Origin of the sequence: Capnocytophaga sputigena, from assembly GCF_900446695.1 — a bacterium.
GTDB classification, from domain to species: Bacteria; Bacteroidota; Bacteroidia; order Flavobacteriales; family Flavobacteriaceae; genus Capnocytophaga; species Capnocytophaga sputigena.
In genome coordinates this window covers 36,066-61,625 of sequence record NZ_UAVP01000003.1, presented here as the reverse complement: position 1 = coordinate 61,625, position 25,560 = coordinate 36,066, and the positions used below count along the sequence as shown (strand labels likewise).

The 25,560-nt window shown below is 34.3% G+C and carries 29 protein-coding genes; 18 read left to right on the top strand and 11 right to left on the bottom strand.

All coding sequences use genetic code 11. The annotated features are described in order from the left end of the window. Positions 1–80 precede the first annotated feature (80 nt). Genes DR017_RS00405 through pncA form a run of 3 tightly spaced genes read right to left on the bottom strand, consistent with a single transcriptional unit; the run spans position 81 to position 2,221 of the window. Positions 81–1,433 (bottom strand): M14 family metallopeptidase, encoded by a 1,353-nt coding sequence (locus DR017_RS00405; protein ID WP_040361115.1) that lies wholly within the window; start codon positions 1,431–1,433, stop codon positions 81–83. A 17-nt stretch (positions 1,434–1,450) separates the two neighbouring features. Then, positions 1,451–1,681 (bottom strand): hypothetical protein, encoded by a 231-nt coding sequence (locus DR017_RS00400; RefSeq protein ID WP_081450861.1) that lies wholly within the window; start codon positions 1,679–1,681, stop codon positions 1,451–1,453. Positions 1,682–1,684: 3 nt separating this feature from the next. Continuing rightward, the gene (gene pncA, locus DR017_RS00395; protein WP_002679080.1) at positions 1,685–2,221 is read right to left on the bottom strand and encodes a bifunctional nicotinamidase/pyrazinamidase; all 537 of its coding nucleotides are present in this window, start codon (positions 2,219–2,221) and stop codon (positions 1,685–1,687) included. A 77-nt stretch (positions 2,222–2,298) separates the two neighbouring features. On the opposite strand from pncA, the gene DR017_RS00390 reads away from it, so the two are divergent. The 6 genes from DR017_RS00390 to recN all read left to right on the top strand — a co-directional run bounded on the left by DR017_RS00390 (position 2,299) and on the right by recN (position 8,808). Next, positions 2,299–2,940 (top strand): O-methyltransferase, encoded by a 642-nt coding sequence (locus tag DR017_RS00390; RefSeq protein WP_002679146.1) that lies wholly within the window; start codon positions 2,299–2,301, stop codon positions 2,938–2,940. Positions 2,941–3,009: 69 nt separating this feature from the next. Next, on the top strand, positions 3,010–4,560 hold the full coding sequence (locus tag DR017_RS00385; protein ID WP_002679101.1) for a helicase HerA-like domain-containing protein: 1,551 nt from the start codon (positions 3,010–3,012) through the stop codon (positions 4,558–4,560). Then, positions 4,560–5,105: a hypothetical protein gene (locus DR017_RS00380; RefSeq protein WP_002678979.1), complete on the top strand. Its 546-nt coding sequence runs from the start codon at positions 4,560–4,562 to the stop codon at positions 5,103–5,105. Before DR017_RS00385 ends, DR017_RS00380 begins: the two co-directional genes overlap by 1 nt. A 22-nt stretch (positions 5,106–5,127) precedes the next feature. Beyond that, entirely contained in the window at positions 5,128–6,252 is a 1,125-nt protein-coding gene (ribB, locus tag DR017_RS00375) for a 3,4-dihydroxy-2-butanone-4-phosphate synthase (protein WP_002679055.1), read from the top strand. Between the two features lie 10 nt (positions 6,253–6,262). After that, positions 6,263–7,144, top strand: a complete 882-nt coding sequence (gene porD, locus DR017_RS00370; protein WP_002679074.1) for a type IX secretion system protein PorD — start codon at positions 6,263–6,265, stop codon at positions 7,142–7,144. A gap of 5 nt (positions 7,145–7,149) precedes the next feature. Next, on the top strand, positions 7,150–8,808 hold the full coding sequence (gene recN / locus DR017_RS00365; RefSeq protein ID WP_002679048.1) for a DNA repair protein RecN: 1,659 nt from the start codon (positions 7,150–7,152) through the stop codon (positions 8,806–8,808). Between the two features lie 17 nt (positions 8,809–8,825). Here recN and idi read toward each other — a convergent pair whose 3' ends face one another. From idi to lgt, 3 genes are read right to left on the bottom strand one after another with little or no spacing between them, the layout of a single operon-like run. Further along, on the bottom strand, positions 8,826–9,341 hold the full coding sequence (idi, locus tag DR017_RS00360) for an isopentenyl-diphosphate Delta-isomerase (protein ID WP_002679064.1): 516 nt from the start codon (positions 9,339–9,341) through the stop codon (positions 8,826–8,828). Positions 9,342–9,350: 9 nt separating this feature from the next. Next, the gene (locus DR017_RS00355; protein WP_002679015.1) at positions 9,351–9,863 is read right to left on the bottom strand and encodes a DUF192 domain-containing protein; all 513 of its coding nucleotides are present in this window, start codon (positions 9,861–9,863) and stop codon (positions 9,351–9,353) included. A gap of 18 nt (positions 9,864–9,881) precedes the next feature. Then, positions 9,882–10,832, bottom strand: a complete 951-nt coding sequence (gene lgt, locus DR017_RS00350) for a prolipoprotein diacylglyceryl transferase (protein WP_002679042.1) — start codon at positions 10,830–10,832, stop codon at positions 9,882–9,884. 110 nt (positions 10,833–10,942) lie between these two features. Here lgt and DR017_RS00345 point away from each other — a divergent pair, with 110 nt between their 5' ends. Continuing rightward, the gene (locus tag DR017_RS00345; protein ID WP_002678939.1) at positions 10,943–11,476 is read left to right on the top strand and encodes an RsmD family RNA methyltransferase; all 534 of its coding nucleotides are present in this window, start codon (positions 10,943–10,945) and stop codon (positions 11,474–11,476) included. Positions 11,477–11,479: 3 nt separating this feature from the next. Here the strand turns inward: DR017_RS00345 and DR017_RS00340 are convergent, their stop codons facing one another. Further along, complete coding sequence (locus DR017_RS00340) at positions 11,480–12,166, bottom strand: DNA alkylation repair protein (RefSeq protein WP_002679061.1); 687 nt, start codon at positions 12,164–12,166, stop codon at positions 11,480–11,482. Positions 12,167–12,290: 124 nt separating this feature from the next. Here DR017_RS00340 and DR017_RS00335 point away from each other — a divergent pair, with 124 nt between their 5' ends. From DR017_RS00335 to DR017_RS00295, 9 genes are all read left to right on the top strand, one after another. Continuing rightward, positions 12,291–12,785, top strand: coding sequence for a phosphoribosyltransferase family protein (locus DR017_RS00335; protein WP_040361110.1), 495 nt, complete (start codon positions 12,291–12,293; stop codon positions 12,783–12,785). Positions 12,786–12,799: 14 nt separating this feature from the next. Continuing rightward, positions 12,800–14,656 (top strand): SLC13 family permease, encoded by a 1,857-nt coding sequence (locus DR017_RS00330; RefSeq protein WP_002679035.1) that lies wholly within the window; start codon positions 12,800–12,802, stop codon positions 14,654–14,656. 41 nt (positions 14,657–14,697) lie between these two features. Further along, positions 14,698–14,964 carry a DUF6722 family protein gene (locus tag DR017_RS00325; protein ID WP_002678945.1) on the top strand — a complete coding sequence of 89 codons (267 nt, stop codon included), beginning with the start codon at positions 14,698–14,700 and terminating at the stop codon, positions 14,962–14,964. Positions 14,965–14,984: 20 nt separating this feature from the next. Beyond that, positions 14,985–16,139, top strand: a complete 1,155-nt coding sequence (locus DR017_RS00320; protein ID WP_002679094.1) for a cysteine desulfurase family protein — start codon at positions 14,985–14,987, stop codon at positions 16,137–16,139. 126 nt (positions 16,140–16,265) lie between these two features. Further along, entirely contained in the window at positions 16,266–18,086 is a 1,821-nt protein-coding gene (locus DR017_RS00315) for a DUF349 domain-containing protein (RefSeq protein ID WP_002679002.1), read from the top strand. Positions 18,087–18,094: 8 nt separating this feature from the next. Continuing rightward, the gene (locus tag DR017_RS00310) at positions 18,095–18,676 is read left to right on the top strand and encodes a non-canonical purine NTP diphosphatase (RefSeq protein ID WP_002678927.1); all 582 of its coding nucleotides are present in this window, start codon (positions 18,095–18,097) and stop codon (positions 18,674–18,676) included. Between the two features lie 7 nt (positions 18,677–18,683). Next, a complete protein-coding gene (locus DR017_RS00305; protein ID WP_002679010.1) occupies positions 18,684–19,364 on the top strand; it encodes an ABC transporter ATP-binding protein in 681 nt (226 codons plus the stop codon). Position 19,365: 1 nt separating this feature from the next. Beyond that, positions 19,366–20,220 (top strand): glycosyltransferase family 2 protein, encoded by an 855-nt coding sequence (locus tag DR017_RS00300; RefSeq protein WP_040361106.1) that lies wholly within the window; start codon positions 19,366–19,368, stop codon positions 20,218–20,220. Then, positions 20,221–20,928 (top strand): SAM-dependent methyltransferase, encoded by a 708-nt coding sequence (locus DR017_RS00295; protein ID WP_002678936.1) that lies wholly within the window; start codon positions 20,221–20,223, stop codon positions 20,926–20,928. It begins immediately after the preceding gene. On the opposite strand, the gene rsmG is transcribed toward DR017_RS00295, so the two are convergent. Continuing rightward, a complete protein-coding gene (gene rsmG, locus DR017_RS00290; RefSeq protein ID WP_002679078.1) occupies positions 20,925–21,542 on the bottom strand; it encodes a 16S rRNA (guanine(527)-N(7))-methyltransferase RsmG in 618 nt (205 codons plus the stop codon). The genes DR017_RS00295 and rsmG overlap by 4 nt on opposite strands. Positions 21,543–21,588: 46 nt before the next feature. Here rsmG and DR017_RS14230 point away from each other — a divergent pair, with 46 nt between their 5' ends. Beyond that, positions 21,589–22,086, top strand: a complete 498-nt coding sequence (locus tag DR017_RS14230) for a DUF4421 family protein (RefSeq protein ID WP_256587499.1) — start codon at positions 21,589–21,591, stop codon at positions 22,084–22,086. Further along, entirely contained in the window at positions 22,029–22,553 is a 525-nt protein-coding gene (locus DR017_RS14225; protein WP_256587498.1) for a DUF4421 family protein, read from the top strand. The genes DR017_RS14230 and DR017_RS14225 overlap by 58 nt, the downstream gene beginning before the upstream one ends. Here the strand turns inward: DR017_RS14225 and DR017_RS00280 are convergent. From DR017_RS00280 to DR017_RS00270, 3 genes are all read right to left on the bottom strand, one after another. After that, on the bottom strand, positions 22,501–23,658 hold the full coding sequence (locus DR017_RS00280; RefSeq protein WP_040361104.1) for a class I SAM-dependent methyltransferase: 1,158 nt from the start codon (positions 23,656–23,658) through the stop codon (positions 22,501–22,503). The two genes, DR017_RS14225 and DR017_RS00280, sit on opposite strands and share 53 nt — an antisense overlap. Positions 23,659–23,689: 31 nt before the next feature. Further along, positions 23,690–24,778, bottom strand: coding sequence for a magnesium/cobalt transporter CorA (corA, locus tag DR017_RS00275; RefSeq protein WP_002679159.1), 1,089 nt, complete (start codon positions 24,776–24,778; stop codon positions 23,690–23,692). A gap of 295 nt (positions 24,779–25,073) precedes the next feature. Continuing rightward, entirely contained in the window at positions 25,074–25,514 is a 441-nt protein-coding gene (locus tag DR017_RS00270) for a hypothetical protein (protein WP_002679194.1), read from the bottom strand. Between the last annotated feature and the right edge of the window lie 46 nt (positions 25,515–25,560).

Below are 25,560 nucleotides of genomic sequence, written 5' to 3'. Positions count from 1 at the left end.
AGATTTTTGTTTGCAAGAAGAAATTAGTAAGATACAACATAAGAAGATAAAATAATTAATTATGTTCTTCATAATACACATTACTCTTTTCGGTAAATTGGATAAATAATTTTATTTTCTTCTTGTACTCCTTCTCCAAAAATACTATCAAAAAAGTTCCAGTTGAAGAAAGAATCAGTAGCAGTAGGTTCCAAGGTTTCTAACAAATATCGTTTGGCAAATTGTGAAGTAGGTACCACATAATCACCTTTGTAAAACTGCATTTTTTCTTTATGATTACTCACTTGGGTGTCATAATGTAAATAATGCCCTTCAAATGGATGTGTTATAGTCTTAAAGTCTTCTATTTGATAATAATTTACATTCATCAAAGTATCTTTTGTGAGCTCTTTCATTTCTATATTGTGAGCGTTGAGTCGTGCAATTACTTGTTGCCACGCTTTGGGGATTATGTAGTATTCAGGCGATACTTCTTTAGCATCAGTCTGAGCTTGTTTTATTTTTAGTTGTTTAATGTACTGATTATCAGCGTCGGCAACTTCTATAATAGTTTTCATAGTTTCATAGTTAGCTTCTACGCGTTGTTTATATGATTGAAATATGTGAGTATTCAAGCGAACACCTATACAATTCCAAAGTGAAGCATAGCCAATAGCATTGTTTGCTCTACCGATAGTTTCATCAACAATTAAACGTCGAAAAGGTTTGTGGAGCGTATCTTTTTTGAAAATATCGCTTCTATTTAAGAGGGTATCAGCAAGGCGTGGTGTCAATACATTTTCAATATACCCTCCTAAGAAAGCTCCTAACTTTTGTTTGTTAGAAAATGAGTAGCTAAGAGTGTATTGATACTCTTCTTTTCGGCTTACTTGGTTGTCTATAAAAATATCGGGTTGTACTTCTTGAAAGATTTTAGCGAAAGATAAAGTATTTTCTACATCAGCTTTTACAAAATCGTTGTCTAAATTATAATGAGCAGCACTCTCTTTCCTGTTTTCTTGCATTCCTCCTATATTATAGGCAGGAATGGTTACTACCATAACATTCCCAGAAAGTTTGATTTCATTCTGGGCTAAATTACGGAAAAGCAACATCGTAGCGTCCACACCGTCAGGTTCATTGCCGTGAACTGCATTGTTGATGAAGATAATAGTTCGTTCTTTGTGGTATTTATTGAAGTTAAATTCAGCATCAGGGCTGTATATCACCAAATGTAAGGGTACACCATTGTCAGTTTGTCCCATTGTTTTGAAAGATATAGAAGCAAAGTCTTGCGAAAGTTGTTTGTAATAATCAATCACTTCCTCATACGAAGAGCTTTTTAAACCATCTTTATTTTCAAAAGGAGTTTCATATTTCTCAGGTGATGAAAAAAAAGGAGTTTCGCAACTTGCGAGGAGTAAGGCTGATAGTATGTAGGTGATATATTTCATTTTATACAATTTATTTTTTACTTTTTAGTATCTGATACCCAATAGTATTTCCTATATTTTTCATTAGGAAGTACTTTCATAAGCCATTTCGTATTGGTATATGTTCCTGTTTCATTCAAAACTACAATACCATCAGCTAATAGATTATCTGGATTATTATTTTCATCAGAGTCAAAATCAAAAACAGAAACTTGCATTCCTTCTTTTACAGTTGCACCTTCTCTCTGATATGAAATTATTTGAACCATTTCTTAATTAATAGATCTTATTCCTTTGTCAAACAAACTTACTTTGTAGCCCAAGGCTTTAGCATCATTGGCACTATAAGCCACACAAAAATCACCTGCTAAACCACAAAATACGAGTTCTGTAATACCTTTGTCCTGCAAAAAGCCGTGCAACCCTGTATTATTAAGTTTGTTATTGTCGAAAAAAGCACTGTAACTATCTATTTCGGGGTTCATTCCTTTTCTAAAAATGGCTGAAATAGGTCTTATGTCAAGGTCTTTATGTAGTTGAGCACCAAAAGTCCCTTGCACACAATGATCTGGCCACAATATTTGTTCTATACCATTTAACTGAACTACATCAAAAGGCTTTTTACCCTTATGCTGACTTGCAAAACTTTTATGGGTAGCAGGGTGCCAATCCTGAGTAGCAACTACAAGGTCATAACCTTTCTGCATTTCTGCATTGATAAAAGGTATAATTTGATCTCCCTCTTTCACAGGTAAAGATCCTGTAGGCATAAAGTCATTTTGTACATCAATGATAATAAGTGCTTTCATATTGTTGTGAATTTGCGCCCAAAATTACAATATTTTCTAATATTATTACTATCTTTGCCCTAAAAAATATTTCGCTAATGCACTTTTTATCAGAAGATTTAGAAAATTATGCCAATGAACATACTGATAATGAGCCTATTTTATTGCAAGAGCTCAGTAAACGTACACACCTTACTGTACTTCAACCGCGAATGATTAGTGGGCATTTACAAGGGCGTTTTCTCAGTTTGTTATCTAAGTTAGTACAGCCTAAAGTTATTTTGGAAATAGGTACTTATACAGGCTATGCCACTCTTTGCTTGGCAGAAGGATTATCAGCAAATGGGGTATTACATACTATTGATATCAAAGAAGAACTCATCGATTTGCAACGTGAATTTTTTGACTGTAGTGGCTATGGAAGTCAAATAGTACAACATCTCGGTAAAGCTGCCGATATTATTCCTACTCTCAACACTACTTTCGACCTTGTTTTTATTGATGCTGATAAGCAAAACTACAGTCTTTATTTTGATTTGGTTATCGAAAAAATGAACCGAGGAGGCATCATTCTTTCGGATAATGTGTTGTGGAGTGGTAAGGTCATAGAAGAAGTAAAACACAACGATAAGCATACTCAAGCACTAATGATATATAATCAGAAGTTAAAAGATGATTCACGGGTAGAGACAGTGTTATTGCCTATTCGTGACGGCATTACAGTATCAAGAGTAAAATAAGAGAAATTTGTATATTTCGATAAAAGTATGTATCTTTGTCGCTTGAAACACTTTAGATAACTAAACGAAATGACTAATATAGAATCTTTCAAAGAAACCATTACCAACGGCTATACTTTTAAAGGCGATGCTATCACTTTAGGTGGAGCAGTATATGAAGGGCAACCTATTGAAAATGCTTTAGTAAAACTACCTTTAAAAACTTTAAACCGCCACGGGCTTATTGCAGGAGCTACAGGTACAGGAAAAACTAAAACATTACAAGTAATTGCTGAAAATCTTTCTAAAAAAGGCGTTCCAGTACTTTTAATGGACCTGAAAGGTGATCTCAGTGGAATTGCAGCATCGGGTGAAGTAAAACCTTTTATTTTAGAGCGATTAGGTAAAATAGGATTAGACTTTCAACCACAAGCATTTCCTACTGAATTACTCACCATTTCAAACCAGAAAGGAGTGCGTATGCGTGCTACCATTTCAGAATTTGGAGCTGTATTGCTCTCGCGCATTTTGGATCTAAGTGATATACAAGAGGGCGTTCTTGCGGTTGTTTTCAAATATTGTGATGATCACGCATTACCTCTTCTAGATCTTAAAGATCTTAAAAAAATTCTTCAATATGCTACTGAAGAGGGTAAAACGAGTTTTGAAAAAGAATATGGTTCTATCTCTAAAACCTCTACTAGTGCAATCCTACGTAAATTAGTAGAGTTAGAACATCAAGGTGCAGAGCTCTTCTTTGGAGAACGTAGTTTTGAGCCCCAAGATTTGTTGCGTACAAATAGCCAAGGTGAAGGCTATGTGAATATCATTAGACTTACTGATATACAAGATCGTCCTAAGATGTTCTCTACCTTTATGTTGAGTCTGTTGGCTGAAATATACACTACTTTCCCAGAAGTAGGTGATATGGAGAAACCAAAATTGGTTATCTTTATAGATGAAGCACATCTTATCTTCAACGAAGCCTCAAAAACTCTCCTAAACCAATTAGAAAATATTGTAAAACTCATACGTTCTAAGGGCGTAGGATTGATATTTTGTACTCAAAATCCAACAGATATACCTGATGCAGTGCTCTCACAGTTAGGTATGAAAGTGCAACACTCACTTCGTGCATTCACAGCTAAAGATCGTAAAGCTATTAAGCTAATCGCTGAAAATTATCCTTCATCAGAATTTTACGACACTACAGAAACTCTTACAACACTTGGTACGGGAGAGGCTTTAGTGACGGCATTAAACGAAAAAGGAATCCCTACACCTTTGGTAGCCACAATGATGCGTGCTCCTATGAGTAGAATGGATATACTTACCGATACTGAAATAGAAAACCTTGTAAATAACTCTGAATTAGTACGTAAATACAACGAAGTTATCGATCGTGAAAGTGCTTATGAGTTACTCAATAAAAAAATTGAAGAAGTTAATGAGGAAGAACAAAAGCAAAAAGCAGCGAAAGAAGAGGCTGATAGGGCAGAAAAAGTAGAAAAAACATCATCTAACAACAATGCTAAAGCTCCAGCAAAACGCTCAGGACAAAATCCATTAATAAAAATGGTAACTAGTGCTACTTTTATACGAGGTGTATTAGGAATATTGAATAAAATTATTAAGAAATAATGAAAAAGTTTATCATCACCACTATAGCCTTGATCGGGCTTATCGCTTGTAACAACAACAAAAATAATTTTCTGATTACCAATAACAGTATAGGGGTACTTCAAAAAAATACACCTATACAAAAATTAGATTCTATTTTTGCTAAAGATTCAATTGTAAATTCTAATGTGGAAGGAGAGTTGCGTTATGCAAGTTCTGAGCGCATTACAATCTTTAGTAAAGAAGGAAAAGAACTTCTTGAAATCACTCCTACTACCAATGAAAAAGGCGTAGAAGTGATAGAGAGTGTATTAGTACTCTCTCCTTTGTATATTACCGAAAAAGGTATATCGTTAGAGAGTACTTTTAAAGATGTGAAGGATAAATATTCTGATTTAGAAATACAACCCTCTATCAGTAGTGTGCTTGTTACTCCTAAAGGTCAAAATTTCTATTTTACATTCGATAAAACTGCAATCAAAACTGCTTTCAGTCTTACTGATAATATCTCTAAGGATGATATAGAAGAGGGCGCTAAAATCAAACATATCACTATCAACTTTTAAAGTTATATATTATATAAAAAAAATGAATAATTTTAAACTAAACAGCATAGAAGAAGCTGTAGAGGATATAAAAAAAGGAAAAGTAATCATTGTAGTAGATGATGAAAACCGTGAAAATGAAGGAGACTTTATAGCAGCCGCTGAGAAAGTAACTCCAGAAATGATTAACTTTATGATTACTCACGGTCGCGGATTAGTATGTGCACCACTTACTGAAAAAAGATGTGCAGAATTAGACCTACCGATGATGGTGCAGAACAATACTGTACTACACGAAACTCAGTTCACTGTATCAGTAGATTTAAAAGGAAATGGCTGTACTACAGGTATTTCGGCTTTCGATAGGGCTAAAACTATCCAAGCACTAGTAAATCCTGAAACTAAACCATTTGATTTAGGACGCCCTGGACATATATTTCCACTCCGTGCTAAACAAGGAGGTGTGTTACGCCGTTCAGGACACACTGAAGCTGCTATAGACCTCACACGTATAGCAGGACTTTATCCTGCAGGTATTTTAGTAGAAATACTAAATGAAGATGGTACGATGGCTCGCTTGCCTCAATTGGTAGAAGTAGCTAAAAATTTTAACCTTAAAATTATATCTATAGAAGATCTCATTGCCTATCGTATGCGTAAGGATACTTTAGTGGTAAAAAAAGAAGACTTCTTATTACAAACTCCTTATGGAGAATTTCGCTTACGTGCTTATGAGCAAACTACTAACAAACAAATCCATTTGGCATTTACAAAAGGTACTTGGAAAAACGATGAAGCTGTTCTCACTCGTGTACACGCTTCGTTTATTAGCAATGACATTTTAGAAGTCTTAGCTGGTGATAAAGATAATCCATTAGAACGTATCTTTAAGAAAATAAACGAGGAAGGCAAAGGTGCTGTAATTGTAATCAATAAAGAAGGGTATTCTAAAAACCTATTACAACATATTGCTCAAATGAAAGAAAATCAAAAAGGGAATCCGCTACCTCAAATAGATAAAGACACTAAAGATATAGGTATGGGAGCTCAAATACTCAATGATTTAGGTATTCGCAAATTACGCTTACTCAGCAATTCTAAAAATGCTTCAAATTATGTAGGTATGTCAGGCTACGGACTTGAAATCACGGAAGAAATTCCTTATTAAAAACAAATTGATGAAAAAAATACTATTCTTTTTCGGATTATTCAGTTGTGTTTTTGCTCATTCACAAGAGCTTAATGCTATAGTGACAGTAAATACTCAGCAAGTGAATTTGAGCAATCGTTCAGTATTCAAAACTTTAGAAAAGTCATTGCAAGAGTTTATCAATCAAACGCGATGGACAGATATAAAAGTACGTGAAAATGAACGCTTGCGTTGTAGTTTTACATTGGTGATTACTAAGTTTGAAAATACACGTTATGAGGCTACTCTTTTGGTACAATCGTCTCGACCTGTGTATAATAGTGCTTATCAATCACCTATTTTTAACTTGCAAGATAAAGAAGTATCTTTTGAATATCAAGAATTTGCACCACTTTCATTTAATGAAAGTTCTTTTGAGTCTAATCTTACTTCAGTAGTTGCATACTATGCCTATTTGTTGTTAGGCTTTGATAGTGATACTTTTTCAGAAAAAGGAGGTCATTCCTATTTTACGAAAGCCAAACAAATTGCTAATTTAGGACAAAATAGCGGTTATGAAGGATGGACAGACAATGGTAGAAATAATCGTTTTTCACTTATAAACGAACTCATTTCTGAGAATTATGATGATTATCATAAAGCACTATATCAGTACCATCGCTTAGGCTTAGACCAAATGAGTTCTAATGAAAAACAAGCTAAAGAAACAATCCAGAATGCTATCTTGTTATTAGATAGAATACCAAGTCTTCGCCTTAATTCTTATGCAATGACGCTCTTTTTCAATGCAAAAACTGATGAGATTACAGCTATTTTTGCAGGAGGGGCAATGGTAGATACTAAAAAACTAAAAGAAACCTTACAAAAATTAGCCCCAACTCAAAACAGTAAATGGGGAGAAATTAAATAACGACTATGCTCACATCACTTTCTATAAAAAACTATGCTCTTATAGATGACTTGAAAGTAGATTTTCCTGAAGGTTTTATTATAATTACTGGTGAAACAGGTTCGGGAAAATCAATTATGCTTGATGCTCTCTCTCTTATTTTAGGAAAACGTGCCGATATGGCTTCTCTTCGTAATAAAGAAGAAAAATGTGTAATAGAAGCAGAATTTTCACTACAAAAATATAGTTTTCAATCGTTGTTTAACGAATTAGATCTTGACTACGATCCACAAACAATTATCCGTAGAGAGATACTCCCTTCAGGTAAATCAAGGGCTTTCATAAATGATGTCCCTGCTACTTTAGAAGTACTTTCTCGTTTAGGAGAACTTTTAGTAGATATTCACTCTCAACATCAAACTTTAGCCTTGAGTGATACTTCTTTTCAGTTTGAAATTATTGATGCTATGGCTGACGACCAATCACTTCTTATAGCATATTCACAGCTTCATCAATTATTGAAGAAGGAACAGAAAAAATTACAAGAACTTATCGAATTTCAAAAAAATGCAACTAAGGAATATGATTATAATTTGCACCAACTAAAAGAATTTAAATCAGTCACATTAGAAGAAGGCATTCTGGAGGAATTAGAAGAGAGTTATCAAGAAGCTTCAAATATAGAAGATATAAAAGAAAGTGTAACAGAAAGTATACAGTTGCTCAATGATGAGGAAGTAGGGATACTCAATAACTTACGTGAACTCAAGCGTGCATTTTCTAATCTTACAGAATACAAGCAGCAATACAGAGAGCTCTATGAACGTATAGAATCTGCATTTTTAGAACTCGAAGATTTGAACAGTGAAATAGCCTATATAGACGAAAATATAGAAACTGATCCTGAGAGTTTAGAAGAAATATCGGCTCAACTCAACAAAATATACGCACTCCAAAAGAAACACAAAGTAACAACAATTACTGAACTCATTAAAATTCAGAAGGAATTAGAAGAAGCAGTATCTAAAACTGAAAGTGTAGATATAGATCTCAATCAGCAACAAAAAGCAGTAGAAGCCCAAAGGGTTGCTACTTTAGAAAAAGCTACCGAGATTCACAATGCACGTGAAAAGGTAATTCCTGCTTTAGATAAGAAACTCACACACTTTATGCGCGAACTTGGTATGCCAAATGGTAAATTTGCTATAGAGCTCAAAACTACTGATAGTTTCTTTACTAATGGCAATGATGAGTTATCATTCCTTTTTTCAGCTAATAAAGGTGGAGATTTTGGTACTTTGAAAAAAGTAGCTTCAGGAGGAGAACTCTCACGTATAATGTTAGCAGTAAAAGCTATAATGGCAGAGCATACTGCCTTGCCTACTATAATGTTTGATGAAATAGATACAGGAGTGTCTGGAGAAATTTCTCAGAAAATGGGTGATATAATGAAAACAATGAGTAAAAACCGACAAGTATTTGCAATTACTCACTTGCCGCAAATAGCTGCTAAAGGGAATTATCATTTTAAAGTATTTAAAGAAGATAAGAATGGTAAGACTACTACACATTTGAAATTACTCACTGAAGAAGAACGTATTACTGAACTATCAGAAATGTTAGAAGGTAAAAATAGTGGAGTTTCAGCACGAAACCACGCAATAGAGCTATTAAAAAAGGGATGATTAATTCATCCCCTTTTTTATTGACTAATCTGATTGTAGAATTTATCAAAAATAATTTTAAACCATTCAGTATATTGATGAGGATATTTTGTAATATCAGCTTTGATGTTTTTGGGAGATTCCCAACGCCAACTAGATACTTCATCAAGGTTAATAATAGGTGAATTATTGTAATAACCTATAAGAATATGGTCGAGTTCGTGTTCAGTAAGCCCATTGTCAAAAGGGGCTTTGTAAATAAAACTTAACACTTCACTAAGCTCTGTAACAAATCCCATTTCTTCTTGTAATCGGCGTTTACCAGCTTCAATAGTAGTCTCTCCTTCACGTGGATGACTGCAACAAGTGTTTGTCCACAAATTAGGTGAATGGTACTTATTAGCAGCTCTTTGTTGCAGCATAATCTCCCCTTTATCGTTAAGTATAAATACAGAGAAAGCCCTATGCAATAGTGCTTTTTGATGTGCTTCAAGCTTCTCCATCAAGCCTATAGGGTTGTCTTGTTCGTCTACTAATATTACTTTTTCTTCCATCGCAAAGGTTTATTTTACTTCTACCCTATCACCTTTATCAATTCCCCATTTATCAGCTAAACCTCCATTAATTTCGAGTACATACATCGCTGGTTTTTCTGAAGGTAAAGAGGTTTCATCGTATGGGCGAGCGTTTTTAGCAATACTTACTACCTTCTTATCTTTGTCTAAATAGATGATATCCAAAGAAATTTCAGTATTTCTCATATAAAAAGAGCGTGGAGCTTCTTCAGGGAATATAAACCACATTCCTTGATGTTCATCCATTGAAGAACGATACATCAATCCTAAGGAACGTTCCATTTCATTTTTTGCAAACTCTACATCAATGGTTTGGATAAGAGAATCATTTTTGAAAATAGAAAGCTCTCCATCTTTAGTAAACTGAATGTCATCAGGAGTAATCTCTACGATTTGTTCAGTTTTATTACTGCCAAAAAAACGAGGCAAAATGAGAGCGATTGCAGCTAAGGCAACTAATGCTAAAGCTACTGTTACAAAGTGTTTTCTAAAAAATTGCATTTTTGTTTTTGAATATAATTATACTTTTTGTGTTTTTCTAAATAGTAAATAAAAGCCTGCTATGATAAATGGAATACTCAGCCATTGACCTGTAGAAAATAAACCTAAAGAACTTTCAAATCCTCCTTGACTTTCTTTTACAAATTCTACCGCAAAACGGATGCTCCACAAAGCTATTAAGAAAAGACCGAAAATAAAGTAAGGTTTATTCTTCTTGTCAGTTTTCCAATACACGTACCACAATACCCAAAACAGACAGAAATAACCAAAGGCTTCGTATAATTGTGCAGGGTGTTGGTAAGGAATGGAGGCTAATATTTCGGAGAAACGTGGGTCGTGAGCAATGAGTTGGTAAGCCGATTGTGGGTCAGATTGTTGAGTGATTTCCATTGCTTGGCGTGGAGAGATAGCTCCCCCTTGTACAAATTTCACCCCTAAAGGAAAAGTGTCACTTACTTCTTTACCATTGATTTCAGAATTGAAAAAATTCCCAAAACGTACAAACATTCCTCCAATAGTAATAGGAATTACTACACGGTCTAATATCCATGATAGACTGATATCTTTATATTTACGTACATATAGTATCATAGCGATAATAATCCCTACGGCAGCTCCGTGACTTGCTAAACCTGAAAATCCAGTAAGTTCCCAGCCTCCTCCTGCCTTTTCTTTGATAGGTAAAAAGATCTCTAGCAAATGGTCTTTGAAATAATCCCAATTGTAGAAGAAACAATCACCTAAACGTGCACCTACTAAGGTAGCAACTGCTGTATAGACAAATAAAGTATCAAGCTGTTGTACAGTTTTACCTTCATTGAGATATATTTTTTTGGTGAGATACCACCCCAAACTAAAAGCGACGATAAACATCAAACTGTAATAACGAAGAGAAAAAGCATGTACAAAAGGTAAGTCTATAGTAGCGAGAATTTCATTAGAATTCCATATAAAATTTAAAGCAATCATATAGTGATAGTTTTGAGGGCGTAAAAGTACAACTTTTTATTGAATGCACAAGCAATTTGTATGTATTCGTATTTTTTAGTACTTTTGTCGCCAGATATAATTAATGAAAAATGCGCATCATTTCAGGAAAAAATAAAGGTAAACAATTAATAGCACCAGCCAAACTCCCTGTTCGACCTACAACCGATTTTGCCAAGGAGGCTTTGTTCAATATTCTTAACAACTATTACTATTTTGATGAACTTTCGGTACTTGATCTTTTTGCGGGTACAGGAAATATCAGTTATGAATTTGCTAGCAGGGGGTGTCCTTCACTTATTGCAGTGGATAGTCATAGTGGTTGCGTGCATTTTATTAACAAAACAGCACGTGAGCTTGACTATCCTATCACGGTGCTCAAAGCTGATGTGTATGAATACCTCAAACGCACTGTACAGCGTTTTGATGTAATCTTTGCTGACCCTCCTTATGAACTTCCTATAGAAAAATTTACTGAGATTGCCGAGCTTATTTTTGAAAGAGATTTTCTTAATGAAAATGGCACTCTCATTATAGAACATTCTTCTCGTACTGACCTTTCAAATTTACCTCACTTTGTAACCTCTAAAAAATATGGAGGTTGTGTGTTTAGTATGTTTGAATAATTTTCAATTTGTCAATTTAAATTGAAGTAAGTATTCTTTTGTTTCAGCTGAAATACGCAAACTTTCTCTCGCCTTTTGTATGGTTTTGTTTTGTACAAAAGGCGTAAGTGTTTTAGCTTCTATATAAGGGATTGTAGCCTTGTATTGTTTAGCTAAAGCTGTAGCGAAATACCACGCTATCATCATATTGATGTAATATTCTTCTGAACGTATGGCAGCTATCCAATCTAAATGAGTTATTTTAAAATGCTTATCTAAGTAATTAGAGAGTAATACCCCAATAGCATAACGCACTGTATAAGTTTCATTACTTTTGAGCCATTTTAGAACATAACTCAACACTTCTTCAGGGTATTTCAAGAAAATTTTAGGGGCAAAAGTATCGCAAGTAGCCCAATTGTCGATGTATGGTAAAAATTGTGTAGTGTATCGTATTACCTTTTCAAAATCTTTCAATTGAGCTATGATAAAGGCGTGCAGATTATTTTCTTCGTAGTAATAATGAGGCAATTTTTCCAAGAAAGCCATAGCCTCCTTAGGTTGTTGTTTCAGTAATTCTTTAGCTAAAGAGCGCATTGCTGGGGTTCGTACTCCAATGATACGTTCTTTATTAATGGTAGGGATAAGTTTAGCAGTAAAATCGCGATAAGGAATATCAGCTAAAGCTAGAAGACGTTCTGTTATAAACATAATGATAAATAATTGGTGAGGCAAATGTACAAAATAAATGATAAATGATAGAAGTTCAGATAAAAAATCTTGCTTTTTATGGAAATAGTTTGTAACTTTGTCGCGTTTAATAAATTATATGTATATGACACAAATATTAAATCACGCCGATATTGAACACAAGATAAGGCGCATTGCTTATCAAATTTATGAAACACATCTTAATGAAGAGGAAATCGTGTTAGCAGGTATCAATGGCAATGGATATGTATTTGCAGAGAAACTTGCAGTAGCATTGGCAGGTATTTCACCTTTAAAAGTGGTTTTATGCCAAATTATAATGGATAAAAAGAATCCATTGATAGGTACTACGATTTCTATTCCTGCTGAACAATATACTGATAAAGCAGTGATAGTGGTAGATGATGTGCTCAATTCAGGGCGTACACTTATCTATGGAGTGAAACACTTCTTAGAAGTACCTTTAAAACGAATTACAACAGCAGTGTTAGTGAATCGCAATCATAAAGATTATCCTATAAAAGCTGATTTTAAAGGTATTTCATTATCTACTTCCTTACAAGAACACGTTTCAGTAACTTTTGAACCAAGTAATTATAGTGTAGATTTGTCGAATTAATCATTTAATTTGTTATGTACACAACACTCATCATTCTCTTTATATCAGCCTTGTTTTTTATGAGCGGTAAAGTCCGTTCCGATTTGGTAGCAATGTGTGCCTTAGTGCTTTTAGTACTTTTTGGTATTCTTACACCCGAACAAGCCTTGTCAGGTTTTTCGGATAAGGTAGTGGTGATGATGATAGGACTTTTTGTAGTAGGAGGTGCTATCTTCCAAACGGGATTAGCAAAGATGATGAGTAGTAAAATCTTGCGTTTAGCAGGTGATAGTGAGGTGAAACTCCTTGTTCTGGTGATGCTTGTTACAGCTTTTATTGGAGCTTTTGTAAGCAATACAGGCACAGTAGCCTTGATGATGCCTATTGTTGTGAGTATGGCAATGAGTGGTAATATCAATAGTAGTAGGTTGCTGATGCCTATGGCTTTTGCAAGTAGTATGGGCGGTATGATGACGCTCATCGGTACACCTCCTAACTTAGTAATCGATGGAGAATTAGTGAAAAATGGCTATGACAAACTCACTTTTTTCTCATTCACCCCTATAGGATTGGTATGTTTATTAGTAGGGATGTTAGTATTGATACCTATTACTAAAATCTTTTTAACTAAAAAAGGAGAAGGAGGAAGTGATAAAGGAAAAGGAGGAAAATCGCTGAGTGATTTAGTAGGTGAATATCAATTATCTAAGAACTTATATCGCGTATTAGTAAACGAAAATACTTTATTCAAAGGTAAGACACTTAAAGAAATTAATCTTTCACAACGTTATCATATTTCAGTATTAGAAATTAGGCGCAAACCTACTTCTAATAATCCTTTCTTTAAAACAGGCAATCAGGAGATTGTAAATGCTGATACTGTAATTTATGAAGGAGATATTCTTTATTTACGAGGTGATTTTGAGTCAATTAAACAAATGAATGTTGAAAATCACTTGAACTTCCTTGATACACACCATCCTGAACAACGCTTACCTAATGAATTACACTTCCATGATATAGGAATAGCTGAAGTGTTGATAATGCCCGCTTCTAAATTAGTAAATACTCGTATTAGTGATAGCAAACTGCGTGAGCACTATGGACTTAATATCTTAGGTATTCAACGTAAGGATACCTATATTTTGCAGAACTTGAAAGACGAAAAGATGCACGCAGGTGATATATTATTGGTACAAGGAACTTGGGATCATATAGCCAAGTTAGATGCCGAAAGAAGTCAGTTAGTAGTATTAGGTCAACCTCTTGCCGAGGCATCGAAAGTAACCCTCACTCATAAAGCTCCTATAGCAGCGCTAATAATGGTAGCAATGGTAGTAGCAATGATGTTCGATTTTATTCCTATAGCTCCTATAACAGCTGTACTCATAGCCTCTCTTCTAATGGTTATTTCAGGTGCTTTACGCAATATAGAAGCAGCTTACAAAACGATTAATTGGGAGAGTATTGTGCTTATTGCTGGTATGTTGCCAATGGCATTAGCCTTAGAAAAAACAGGAGTATCTGCTTTAGTTTCTAATGCATTAGTAGGAAGTTTAGGTGATAAAAGTCCATATATACTATTAGCAGGGGTATATTTCACCACTTCACTAATGACGATGTTTATTAGTAATACAGCCACAGCAGTACTTTTAGCACCTATTGCTATGAAAACAGCTTTATCGTTAGGTTTACAACCTCAAGCATTTATGTTTGCAGTAGCTGTTGGAGCGAGTATGTGTTTTGCTTCACCATTTTCTACTCCACCCAATGCTTTAGTAATGTCAGCAGGACGTTATACATTTTCCGATTATGTAAAAGTAGGCTTACCATTACAAATTATTATGGGGATTGTAATGGTGTTTGTTTTACCGCTATTATTTCCATTTTGATAAAAAGTTGTATCTTTGCCGAAAATTATTAAAAATAAAGAATGAAAAAAAGAATTTCAGATTTTTTGTTAGACGTTTCTAAATACGTATTTGCAGGCTTGTTAATAGCTCCATTATTTAACTCTTCTTTTATATGTAATGAAGCTTGCTGGTGTGCTTTTATAGTAGCTATATTAGCTCTTATAGTAGGACTTTTCCTCTCTAAACAGAAAAAAGGATTAGGAAATAAAAATAACAATAACCGCAATAAAAATTATCGCAAAAATAATAACAATAGGAATAATAACACTGCTGCCAACAAAGCATAACAATTTCTCCTTCAAAAACTATGAAAGTCTATTTTGATAATGCGGCTACTACTCCCCTTTATCCTGAGGTTGTAGAAAAAATAACAGAAGTATTGAATAATATTTATGGTAATCCATCATCTACTCACGCCTTGGGGCGTGGTGCAAAATCACTTATTGAATACAGTCGCAAGCAAATAGCAAAAGAACTAAATGCTTTACCCTCTGAAATTATTTTTACTTCAGGGGGTACTGAAGCTGATAATTTTATTCTCCACAGTTGCGTACGTGATTTAGGCGTACAAGTAGTTATTTCTTCACTTATAGAACATCACGCTGTACTACATACATTGGAAGTATTAGCTAAGAAATATCCTATACAAATAGTTTATGTGAATCTCACGGAAAGAGGAGATATAGATCTTCAACATTTAAAGAACTTACTTGAGCAATATACTGAAAAAAAGGTATTAGTAAGTTTGATGCATCTAAATAATGAGATAGGAAACATTTTGCCTTTGAAGGAAGTAGCTACACTTTGCAAAGAAAAAGGAGCGTATTTTCATTCTGATACAGTACAATCTGTAGGACATTATTCTATTAACTTACAAGAGATTCCTGTAGATTTTATCACAGCTTCAGCTCATAAGTTTCACGGACCTAAAGGAGTAGGATTTGCTTTTATTAGAAAAGGTATAGCTTTACATAGCATCATTACTGGAGGAGAACAAGAAAAAGGTTTGCGTGCAGGTACAGAAGCTGTACATAACATAGTGGGTATGGAAGTAGCTTTTAACTTGTGCTATAAAAATTTAGACAAGAATACTGAAAAACTCAAAAACTTGAAACAATATTTTATACATCAACTCAAACATCATTTTCCTGAGATAGTATTCAATGGAACATCAGAGAGTTTAAAGGAAAGTAGTTATGCTATAGTGAACGTAGGCTTTCCTGCATTACAACAGCAAGATAACACTTTGCTTTTTCAGTTAGATCTAAAAGGTATTGCCTGCTCAAAAGGAAGTGCTTGCCAAAGCGGTAGCGTACAAGTTTCACATGTATTATCGGCTTTTATGCCAAAAGAAGCACTACAATATCCTTCGTTGCGCTTCTCATTTTCAGCTTTTAATACAATAGAAGAAGTAGATTTTCTCATAGAAAGTCTTAAAGAAATCTCCCTTAATAAATACTGATAATAAACTACTTATGTTTATTATAGAGAATAAAAGTGAAAATATTTTCAAAAAAAAGTACGTATATCAAAATATTGTTGTAATTTAGTAGCGTTTTTAAACAATAGTTGTATTTAAATCTTAGATATGTCAGAGGAAAAAAACACATTAGCCATAGAGGACAATCGTTTAGAAGAAGCTTCATTAGTGAATTATGAGGCAATGTCTCTTAGTGAATTAACTAAAGAGTTGAAAGAACTGCTCCTTACCGAGAAAACTCAAGCTATCAAAAAACAAGTGGATGCTATCCGCTATGAATTTGATAAAAAGTACGATGCACTGGTAGAAGAGAAAAGAGAAGAGTTCATTGCCGATGGAGGTGAACCTCATAACTTTTCTTATGAAATTCCTATCTATAAGGAGTTCTACACAGCTTTCAATAACTATCGTGAAAAGCGTAATCAGTACTACAAGGAAATGGAAAAAACTCATAAGGAAAATCTTGCTAAGCGTCGAGAAATTATAGAAGAGCTAAAGAACCTTATCAATACAGAGGAACACATAGGCACAACTTTTAAACAATTCCAGCAATTGCAAGAACGCTGGCGCAAAGCAGGTGCTGTTTCTAATGCCGATTATGAAGACTTGTGGAATACCTACCACCACCATGTAGAAAATTTCTATGACTATATCCACCTAAGTAAAGATTTACGTGATATTGACTTCAAACGCAATTTGGAAGAAAAATTAAAAATCATTCAACGAGCTGAAGCTCTCGCTCAAGATGATGTAGATGCGCTACTTGCCTCACGTGAACTGCAAGTCTTACATCGTATTTGGAAGGAAGAAATAGGTCCTGTAGATAAAGAACACCGTGAGAGTATATGGCAACGTTTTAGCGAACTGACAAAAAAAATACATGACAAACGTCAATATTACCTCAAAAATTTAGATAAAATATACGAGGAAAATGCTGTGAAAAAACAAAGCATTATCGATCGTATTAAAAAAATAGGAGAAAAAGAACCTACTACACATAATGCTTGGAAGCAACTTTCTAAACAAGTAGAAGAATTGAGACAAAACTTCTTAAACGTAGGAAAAGTTCCTTTGCAACAAGCTGATGAAGTGTGGAAAAACTTCAATGTAGCTTTGCGAAGCTTCAACAAAAAGAAAAACCAGTTCTACAAAGTTCTTAAAAAAGAACAACAAGAAAATTTGACCAAAAAACTAGCCTTAGTAGAAATAGCTAAAGCAAACCAAAATAGCACCGACTGGGAAACTACTACTGAATTGATGAAAAACATTCAGAAAGAGTGGAAAGAAATAGGAAGTGTACCTCTTAGAAACACCGAAAAAATTTGGAAAGAGTTCAAAAAGGCCTGTGATACTTATTTTTCTCATTTTGCAGAAGCAATCCAACATTCTAAGAATAAGGAAAATAATGCTCTTGAACAAAAGAAAGCCTTCTTAGACAAACTAAAAGAATACCAATTAAGCACTGATAGAGATAAGGAAATAGAAACCTTACAGAATTTTGTGAATGAATGGAATGCTTTAGGAGCTACTCATCATTCTAAGAGAACTATTGACATCAAATTCCACAAAATAATTGATGCATTGTACAAAAAACTCAATTTTGATAAACAAGAAATTGAGATTATTAAATACAACAATAAATTAGAACGACTTATCAATGATGATAATGAGAATTCTCTCAACAATGAGGTAATCTTTGTAAAACGTCGTATTGAGGAACTCAAGTCGGAAGTATTGCGATTAGAAAATAACTTGGCTTTCTTTGGTAATATCGATGAGAAGAATCCATTAGTGCGTGATGTGATTAAGAACATCAATAATCAAAAAGAGGCTCTTAAAACTTGGGAAAATAAACTTCGAGAGCTAAAACATTTGCAAAAAGCACAATTAGTTGAAACAGCTGGGGAAAACACAGAAGAAAAAGAATAGTTTTAGTTGTGAAATTAGTATTTGCTACCCATAATCAGCATAAATTGAGGGAAATACAAGCTCTTTTACCTTCAAACATTCAATTGTTGAGTTTGGATGATATCGGCTGTGATGAAGATATTCCCGAAACAGCTACTACCATTGAGGGCAATGCCTTACTAAAAGTACAATACATCCAAAAACACTATCATTGTAATGTTTTTGCTGATGATACAGGTTTAGAAGTTCAAGCATTAAATAATGCTCCAGGGGTATATTCAGCACGTTATGCAGGTGAACACAAAAGCGATGCAGATAATATGCAATTGCTTTTGAGAAATATGGAGGGAATCTCTCACCGAGAAGCTCAATTTAAAACTGTTATAGCCTTGTGCTTAGAAGGTGTTGTATATACTTTTGAAGGTATTGCAAAAGGAAATATAGGTACAACTCCCATAGGAACTAATGGTTTTGGGTATGACCCTATATTTATTCCTGAAAACTCTGATAAAACTTTTGCTGAACTCACTCAAGACGAAAAAAATTGTATCAGTCACCGTGGAAAAGCTTTTGAAAAGTTGTTAGATTTCTTAAATCAAAAAATTCAGTAAGGAAAAGATGAGTTTACTAGAAATTAAAAATATCAAACGCGATTTTAGATTAGGTTCTGAAATACTACACGTACTAAAAGGTATCAATCTTTCCATAGAAAAAGGAGAGTATGTTGCTCTAATGGGACCATCAGGATCAGGCAAATCTACCTTAATGAATATCTTAGGCTGCTTAGATACTCCCACTTCTGGTGAATATATCTTAAACGGAAAAGATGTGAGCAAGATGAGTGATTCAGAGTTAGCTGATATACGTAATAAAGAAATAGGTTTCGTATTTCAAACTTTTAATTTGATGCCACGTACTACAGCTTTAGATAATGTGGCTCTCCCAATGGTATACGCTGGTGTTAAGAAAGAAAAACGACACGAGCGTGCTAAAGAGGTATTGAAATTAGTAGGCTTAGATAATCGTATGCTTCACAAACCTAATGAGTTATCAGGAGGACAACGCCAAAGAGTGGCTGTCGCACGTGCTTTGGTAAATCACCCTTCTATTATTTTAGCAGATGAACCTACAGGAAATCTCGACTCTAAAACTTCTTATGAAATAATGAACCTTTTTGACGAAATTTACCAAAAAGGAAATACCGTTATCTTGGTTACTCACGAGGAAGATATAGCACAGTATGCCAAGCGTATTATCCGATTAAAAGACGGACTTATAGAAACCGATAGTGCTAAGTAAAATGAATATCGGAATTGTTATCCCTGCTTATAATGAGGCAGAAAGCATTGGTACTACTCTACATTCTCTGCTCAATCAAACTTATCTTCCTTCTCAAATTATAGTAGTAGATGATGGTTCTACTGATAGCACTGCTGAGGTAGTAAATCACATTGCTTCTAAGTATCCTATAGTACAATTGATACAACGTGGTGAAAAAGGAGAACACTTACCTGGAGCTAAAGTTGTACAAACTTTCAACTATGGACTTTCTTATCTAAAAGAAGATATAGAAGTGATTTGTAAATTTGATGCAGACCTTATTTTTCCTGATGATTATCTTGAAATACTAAATCTACAATATAGCAAAAATCCTCAATTAGGAATGTTTGGAGGCTTTTGTTATATTGAGAAAAATGGCTTGTGGGTACTTGAAAATCTCACAAATAAAGACCATTTGAGAGGTGCTGTAAAATCATATCGGAAAGCGTGTTTTGAAGCCATAGGAGGATTAAAAATGGCAATGGGGTGGGATACAGCTGATGAGTTATTAGCACGCTATCACGGATGGATAGTACAAACTGATGAAACTCTTCACGTAAAACATCTTCGTCCTACAGGAGCAGGTTATAAAAGCAATGCCCGTTATTTACAAGGAAGCGTATTTTATCGTATGCGATATGGTGTACTTCTTACATTACTTGCTGCAGTAAAATTAGCTGTAAAGAAACGTAGAGGCAAACTCTTCTTAGATTATTGCAAAGGTTTTTACAAAGCAAAACAAGAAAAACAACCTTACTTACTCTCTGCAGAAGAAGGTAAATGGGTAAGGCAATATCGTTGGAAAGGAATTTTTAGCAAATTTTATAACAGATAAATGGAACAAACAAAAGGAAATATATACTTAATCCCCAATTTGTTGGGAGATAGCGCTCTTGATGTATTACCAGCACAAGTGAGCAATATACTGTGTTCACTTACTTATTTTGTAGTAGAAAATGAAAAATCAGCAAGAAAGTTTATCAAACTGATGGTACCAGATAAAAAACAAGCTGATTTACAAATTGCTGTAATTGATAAGCACCAGCGTAATAGTGATTTTAGTAACTTTTTCGCTCCTTGTATGGAAGGAAATTCTATAGGTATTATCTCGGAAGCTGGTTGTCCTGGCATTGCCGATCCTGGTGCTGATATAGTGCGTATAGCTCATCAAAAAGGATTAAAAGTTATCCCCTTAGTAGGTCCTTCTTCACTTTTATTAGCAATGATGGCAAGCGGGCTCAATGGGCAAAATTTTGCTTTCAATGGTTATTTACCTATTGATAAACAAGAACGCAAGAAAATACTGAAAGCCCTAGAACGCAAAGCAAGTGAAGGACAGTCTCAACTATTTATAGAAACTCCTTATCGTAACCAACAAATGTTTAGTAACCTTATGGATAACTTACAAGCTGATACTCTTTTATGTATAGCTTGTGATATTACACTTCCTACTGAAGAAATAAAAACACTCCCAATACATCTTTGGAGAAAGGTAAAAATTGATATACAAAAACGACCTACAATCTTTATAATAGGGGCTTAGAAAGGTAAATACACTATTTTCTTAGTCTCGAAGAAAGGTTCATCGTAATAACTACTGATGTCAGTCAGTACTGCCTTAGGAAAAGGTGCTAACTCCTCAGTAAGTTCGCCACCTTTTAAATAAAGAATACCATTAGAGAGAACGTTTTTAGAAGTCTTCTTGAACTTTCCTTTTACCCAAGGTACAAAATCCTTCATTTGAGTAACAGCACGACTTACTACAAAGTCGTAAGTATCTTTTAGTTCTTCGGCTCTTATTTGCATAGCCGTTACATTGGTGAGCTTTAAAGCTTTTACTACTTCTTGTACTACTTTTATTTTTTTTCCAATAGAATCAACTAATGTAAACTGGCAGTTAGGAAACATTATAGCTAAAGGTATACCAGGGAAGCCTCCACCAGTACCTACATCTAATATTTGAGTACCATCACGGAATTGAATGCATTTAGCTATTGCCAAACTATGTAATACGTGTCGTTCATAAAAATCATCAATATCTTTGCGTGAGATGACGTTTATTTGAGCATTCCACTTTTCATACAATGTTTTGAGCTGTGTGAATTGTTGTTGTTGTTGTTCACTAAGTGAGGGAAAGTATTTGAGTATGATTTCCATAGTTGCTAAAAATATATTACTTTTGTACCCGTTTTTATATTTAACAATGAATTTACGAGCTTTATTATTGATTTTTTTATGGGGCAGCAGCCCTTTGAGTTATGCTCAAGAGCAAGATACCACTTATATTCAACCTTATTCGCAAGAAATATGGCTCAGAGCATATGCACCTACTAAAATGCTCATACTTACGCAAGGGAAAAAGGTTTATTCGCCTAACTACCCATTTAGTTTAGGATTAGGAATAGGTTTGCGCAAGATATTAGGACTTAACGTACTTTATGCACAGAACTTATTCCGACTAAAAAATAAAACTAACCTAAAAACTCGCAGTATAGATATACAAGCTCATAAATATGGTAAACGTATACTTATAGATGCTTATTATCAGGATTATACAGGATTTTATATCGATAGAGGCAAAGAGAATTACACCCTCTTCCCTACTCTTTCTACCCAGCAAATAGGTGTAGAAAGCACTTACGTATGCGTGCTGACAAGTTCTCGGCACGGGCTGCCTTTGAGCAAAGCGAACGCCAAGTGAAATCGGCGGGTAGTTTACTTTTTGGCAGTGGTTTCTATTGGCATCGCATAGAACCTGATGCTAAAACAGAAAATGTGAGCACTGAAGCTTTTGAGAATTTTCAAATAGGTTTTCACGTGGGTTATGGCTATTCGTGGGTGGCTGGTAAACATTGGTTACTTACAGGGGCGTTTATTGGTGGACTGAATTTTGGTAACCAAATCGATGTTCTTCAGGATTTCAATATTAAGATTTATCCTACTTCTATAACGCGCTTTTCATTTGTGTATTTGAAAGATGATTGGACTGTAGCCTTATCGGGAATTTTTAATAACAAGTCAGTTTATCCTATGGATAGCAAACCTATTCGCTTGATTACTCCTAGTATACAATTATCCTTTACTAAGCATTTTTACCTCAAAAGGAAAAACTTCCTCACTCGATTACCTTCCCTAAAAGTACGACCAGCCCTTCAACAGAACGGGTAAAGATAAGATATTTATTACCACCTTCCACGATACAATATTTCTTTTTAATTTCTGCTACCGATAACGGATAGTTTTTAGAGAGAATACAATATTTACTACCTTTCTTCAACTCTTTAGGATTGATAGGAGTTACCTCCAAAACACGTCCAGCAAAGGACTTTTTAAGCTGCTCGGAGGTGTATAGATGAGTATTTACGTCCAACTTCTTTACTTCAAAATGCTGCGTTATATAATTAAAAGCTCCTGATTTCAACAAAGCATTATTAGGAATATATAAGTACTTTTTAGGCGCACTATACACCACTTGAGAACTATGCAACACTTCTTCTGCAAATTGCAAAATAGGCTCTTCAGTCTCCAAATTTACACAATGTATTTGTACTTGTGTTTCTATTTCTGTTTTAGCTTCTTGTACTACTAACACCTCCTTTACTTCATTGCGTAAGGCTACCAAATGTATATGTGTTATCTTGGGTAGCGTATGCAACAGATAACTAATATCTATCATAGGTGAGAGTTTGGTAAGCACTTTATCTGCTTTTTGCAATAGTACAGACTGTAACTCTAAGATATTAGGTGAGAGGTCTTCTAAGAGAAACTTCTTTTGTTTGAGTGCGTCTCTACGATCAGGATCAAGATAAATAAGGTTGTAATGTCCTGTTGTTGCTTTCAAAAAAGCTTCTGCGCTTCCATTTATAAAGGTTGCCTTGCACTCTAATACCTGCCAATTATGTTTTACTTTGCTGAGAAGCTCCTCATTTTCCTCTACTAAAGTAACTTCTTTAAACTTTTCAGAAAGAAAGAATGCATCAATACCGAACCCACAAGTAAGATCTAAAAAACGTTCTCCTTGTAAGTTTTGTGCCTTATACTGAGCGGTTGCCTCAGAGGAGGTTTGTTCTAAATTGAGTGTTGGCGGAAACAATACGTTCTCTTTAACAAGCAAGAAAGGTAATTTTTTACCTGCTGTACGTCTGCCTTCAATCTGTTGTACTAATTCTTTGTTAGAAATGCCATTGAACACAGTTTTTTTCAGGAGCAAATCGGTAGTTGCCCCTTTATATTCCTTGATAAAGTGTTGTACGTTCTTGTCTAACAAATTCATAGCGTGCAAAGATAGTGTATTTTTATGAAAATCAAAGCCATTTTTTACGTTTGAAGTAGAAAATCATTGCTAATGAAATAGCTATCATCACCAACCATACTAATGGATATGCCCACCATACTTCTAATTCAGGCATATATTTAAAATTCATTCCATATACTCCAACAATAAAAGTAAGTGGAATAAAAATAGTAGAAATAAGGGTAAGCAAGCGCATAATGTTGTTCATTTTGTTACTCATTGCCCCCATATAGGTATCAGTAAGTCCCCAAAGGATATCGCGGTAGGTGCTGAGTGTTTCCACAATTTGCACTGTGTGGTCGTGGAGGTCACGGAAATAGTGTTTAGTATCGGTGTTGATAAGATAATGAGGGGTTTTCTCAATCTTGTTTACTACCTCACGAGAAGGCACAATTGATTTTTGCAAAAAGATAGCACTCTTTTTCAGCAACTGAATTTCGGAAATCATATCTTCACGAGCGTGAATGATAATCTCGTCTTCAATGGTTTCAATCTTATCGCTTACTTTATCCAAAATCACAAAATAGTTGTCTACAATAGCATCTAAGAGTCCAAATAGCAAATAGTCAGCTGGGCGTTTGCGCAGACTGCTATCAGCACTTTGCAAACGTTTACGTACGGGTTCAAATACGTCTTCTCCTTCACTTTCTTGAAAAGTGATAAGATAGTTTTTACCTAATACCAAGGCTAAGTGCTCTGAAATGAGTTGTTCGTCTTTACCGTAATAAAGCATTTTGATGATTACCAAAATATGCTCATCAAGTATTTCCACTTTGGGGCGGTGTTCGGTATCTAAGATATCTTCTAAAAGTAAGTTGTTTAACTGTACGTAATTTCCTAATTTCTTTACTTCCTCAATATTATTCAATCCATTTACATTGAGCCAAGTTATGCAGTTGTCTGTTATAAAGTTCAAAGCCTCTTCTGCTGATACTACTTTCTTCATTGAATAAGAGGAATCATTATAACTAATGACTTCTATATTAAGAGGCTTTTCTTTGTTACCAAAATACACCAAACTACCTGCAGGTAAACCTACCTTTTTAGAGCGATTTGCCTTGCGTTTCTTCTTGGTAGTAGAGACTATATTTTTACTCATATATAATTATTATATTAAAATACTGGTTATTAATATTTTATCAAGATATTTTAAAGTTAAAGTGTAACTATTGTAACAAAAGCGAAAGCGTTAGTAAGCGTAATAAATGCTTGTTGCTTTTGTTTAAATTAACGGTTAATACACTGATTATTAGTTTGTTTACATAAACACATACATAGTACATAAATACTTTATGAAATATTAATTGAATAAAAGATTCATTTTTTCTTCATAAATAACTTTATACCAATGAAATAACATTATTAAAGTTTTAGTAAAACATTTGTTATCATAGTTAGAATCTCGTATCTTTTGAATAAAGCAAATGTTCTATAGGTACCCAGTGTTTTCCTTCTCGGTGGTACCATACTGTCAAATATTTGTTATCTAAATAGGAAATATCCCAAGTTACTTCTTTGATGAGAATATCATTCTCTTTACTTTCTTTTTGACTGAAACAATTGTATAGTCCCACTCTAAACTCGCTGATGATTCCATCGAACAAGTCATTCATAATAAAAGTAACTTCACTTTTAGGGTGATACTTGTCTTCATAACGATTGATATAATCTTCGTAATTGAGCTTTAGGATATCTACGTAGGGTATAGGAGGTGCCTTATCAGGCAATGGTGTAGCAGGAGGTTCTTCACTTGCAAAATATTGCTTCTCCTCTACCCTATTTTCACAGCTACCAAGTAGTAAAAATAGAAGAATACTTATAAAAAGTGGTTTCATTTTTAATGTATAATTAATAGACTTTGCCAAAGTTTAGATTTAGAAG

Excerpts from the sequence above, each read along its gene's own strand:
- lgt (WP_002679042.1), bottom strand. The coding sequence starts at position 10,832 with ATGATTGCTTTAAATTTTATATGGAATTCTAATGAAATTCTCGCTACT.
- porD (WP_002679074.1), top strand. The coding sequence starts at position 6,263 with ATGAAAAAAATACTATTCTTTTTCGGATTATTCAGTTGTGTTTTTGCT.
- recN (WP_002679048.1), top strand. The coding sequence starts at position 7,150 with ATGCTCACATCACTTTCTATAAAAAACTATGCTCTTATAGATGACTTG.
- DR017_RS00345 (WP_002678939.1), top strand. The coding sequence starts at position 10,943 with ATGCGCATCATTTCAGGAAAAAATAAAGGTAAACAATTAATAGCACCA.
- DR017_RS00400 (WP_081450861.1), bottom strand. The coding sequence starts at position 1,681 with ATGGTTCAAATAATTTCATATCAGAGAGAAGGTGCAACTGTAAAAGAA.
- DR017_RS00355 (WP_002679015.1), bottom strand. The coding sequence starts at position 9,863 with ATGCAATTTTTTAGAAAACACTTTGTAACAGTAGCTTTAGCATTAGTT.
- DR017_RS00325 (WP_002678945.1), top strand. The coding sequence starts at position 14,698 with ATGAAAAAAAGAATTTCAGATTTTTTGTTAGACGTTTCTAAATACGTA.
- pncA (WP_002679080.1), bottom strand. The coding sequence starts at position 2,221 with ATGAAAGCACTTATTATCATTGATGTACAAAATGACTTTATGCCTACA.
- rsmG (WP_002679078.1), bottom strand. The coding sequence starts at position 21,542 with ATGGAAATCATACTCAAATACTTTCCCTCACTTAGTGAACAACAACAA.
- DR017_RS00385 (WP_002679101.1), top strand. The coding sequence starts at position 3,010 with ATGACTAATATAGAATCTTTCAAAGAAACCATTACCAACGGCTATACT.
- DR017_RS00305 (WP_002679010.1), top strand. The coding sequence starts at position 18,684 with ATGAGTTTACTAGAAATTAAAAATATCAAACGCGATTTTAGATTAGGT.
- DR017_RS14230 (WP_256587499.1), top strand. The coding sequence starts at position 21,589 with ATGAATTTACGAGCTTTATTATTGATTTTTTTATGGGGCAGCAGCCCT.
- idi (WP_002679064.1), bottom strand. The coding sequence starts at position 9,341 with ATGGAAGAAAAAGTAATATTAGTAGACGAACAAGACAACCCTATAGGC.
- DR017_RS00335 (WP_040361110.1), top strand. The coding sequence starts at position 12,291 with ATGACACAAATATTAAATCACGCCGATATTGAACACAAGATAAGGCGC.
- DR017_RS00340 (WP_002679061.1), bottom strand. The coding sequence starts at position 12,166 with ATGTTTATAACAGAACGTCTTCTAGCTTTAGCTGATATTCCTTATCGC.
- DR017_RS00380 (WP_002678979.1), top strand. The coding sequence starts at position 4,560 with ATGAAAAAGTTTATCATCACCACTATAGCCTTGATCGGGCTTATCGCT.
- DR017_RS00295 (WP_002678936.1), top strand. The coding sequence starts at position 20,221 with ATGGAACAAACAAAAGGAAATATATACTTAATCCCCAATTTGTTGGGA.
- DR017_RS00270 (WP_002679194.1), bottom strand. The coding sequence starts at position 25,514 with ATGAAACCACTTTTTATAAGTATTCTTCTATTTTTACTACTTGGTAGC.
- DR017_RS00280 (WP_040361104.1), bottom strand. The coding sequence starts at position 23,658 with ATGAATTTGTTAGACAAGAACGTACAACACTTTATCAAGGAATATAAA.
- corA (WP_002679159.1), bottom strand. The coding sequence starts at position 24,778 with ATGAGTAAAAATATAGTCTCTACTACCAAGAAGAAACGCAAGGCAAAT.
- DR017_RS14225 (WP_256587498.1), top strand. The coding sequence starts at position 22,029 with ATGCGTGCTGACAAGTTCTCGGCACGGGCTGCCTTTGAGCAAAGCGAA.
- DR017_RS00390 (WP_002679146.1), top strand. The coding sequence starts at position 2,299 with ATGCACTTTTTATCAGAAGATTTAGAAAATTATGCCAATGAACATACT.
- DR017_RS00330 (WP_002679035.1), top strand. The coding sequence starts at position 12,800 with ATGTACACAACACTCATCATTCTCTTTATATCAGCCTTGTTTTTTATG.
- DR017_RS00315 (WP_002679002.1), top strand. The coding sequence starts at position 16,266 with ATGTCAGAGGAAAAAAACACATTAGCCATAGAGGACAATCGTTTAGAA.
- DR017_RS00320 (WP_002679094.1), top strand. The coding sequence starts at position 14,985 with ATGAAAGTCTATTTTGATAATGCGGCTACTACTCCCCTTTATCCTGAG.
- ribB (WP_002679055.1), top strand. The coding sequence starts at position 5,128 with ATGAATAATTTTAAACTAAACAGCATAGAAGAAGCTGTAGAGGATATA.
- DR017_RS00405 (WP_040361115.1), bottom strand. The coding sequence starts at position 1,433 with ATGAAATATATCACCTACATACTATCAGCCTTACTCCTCGCAAGTTGC.
- DR017_RS00300 (WP_040361106.1), top strand. The coding sequence starts at position 19,366 with ATGAATATCGGAATTGTTATCCCTGCTTATAATGAGGCAGAAAGCATT.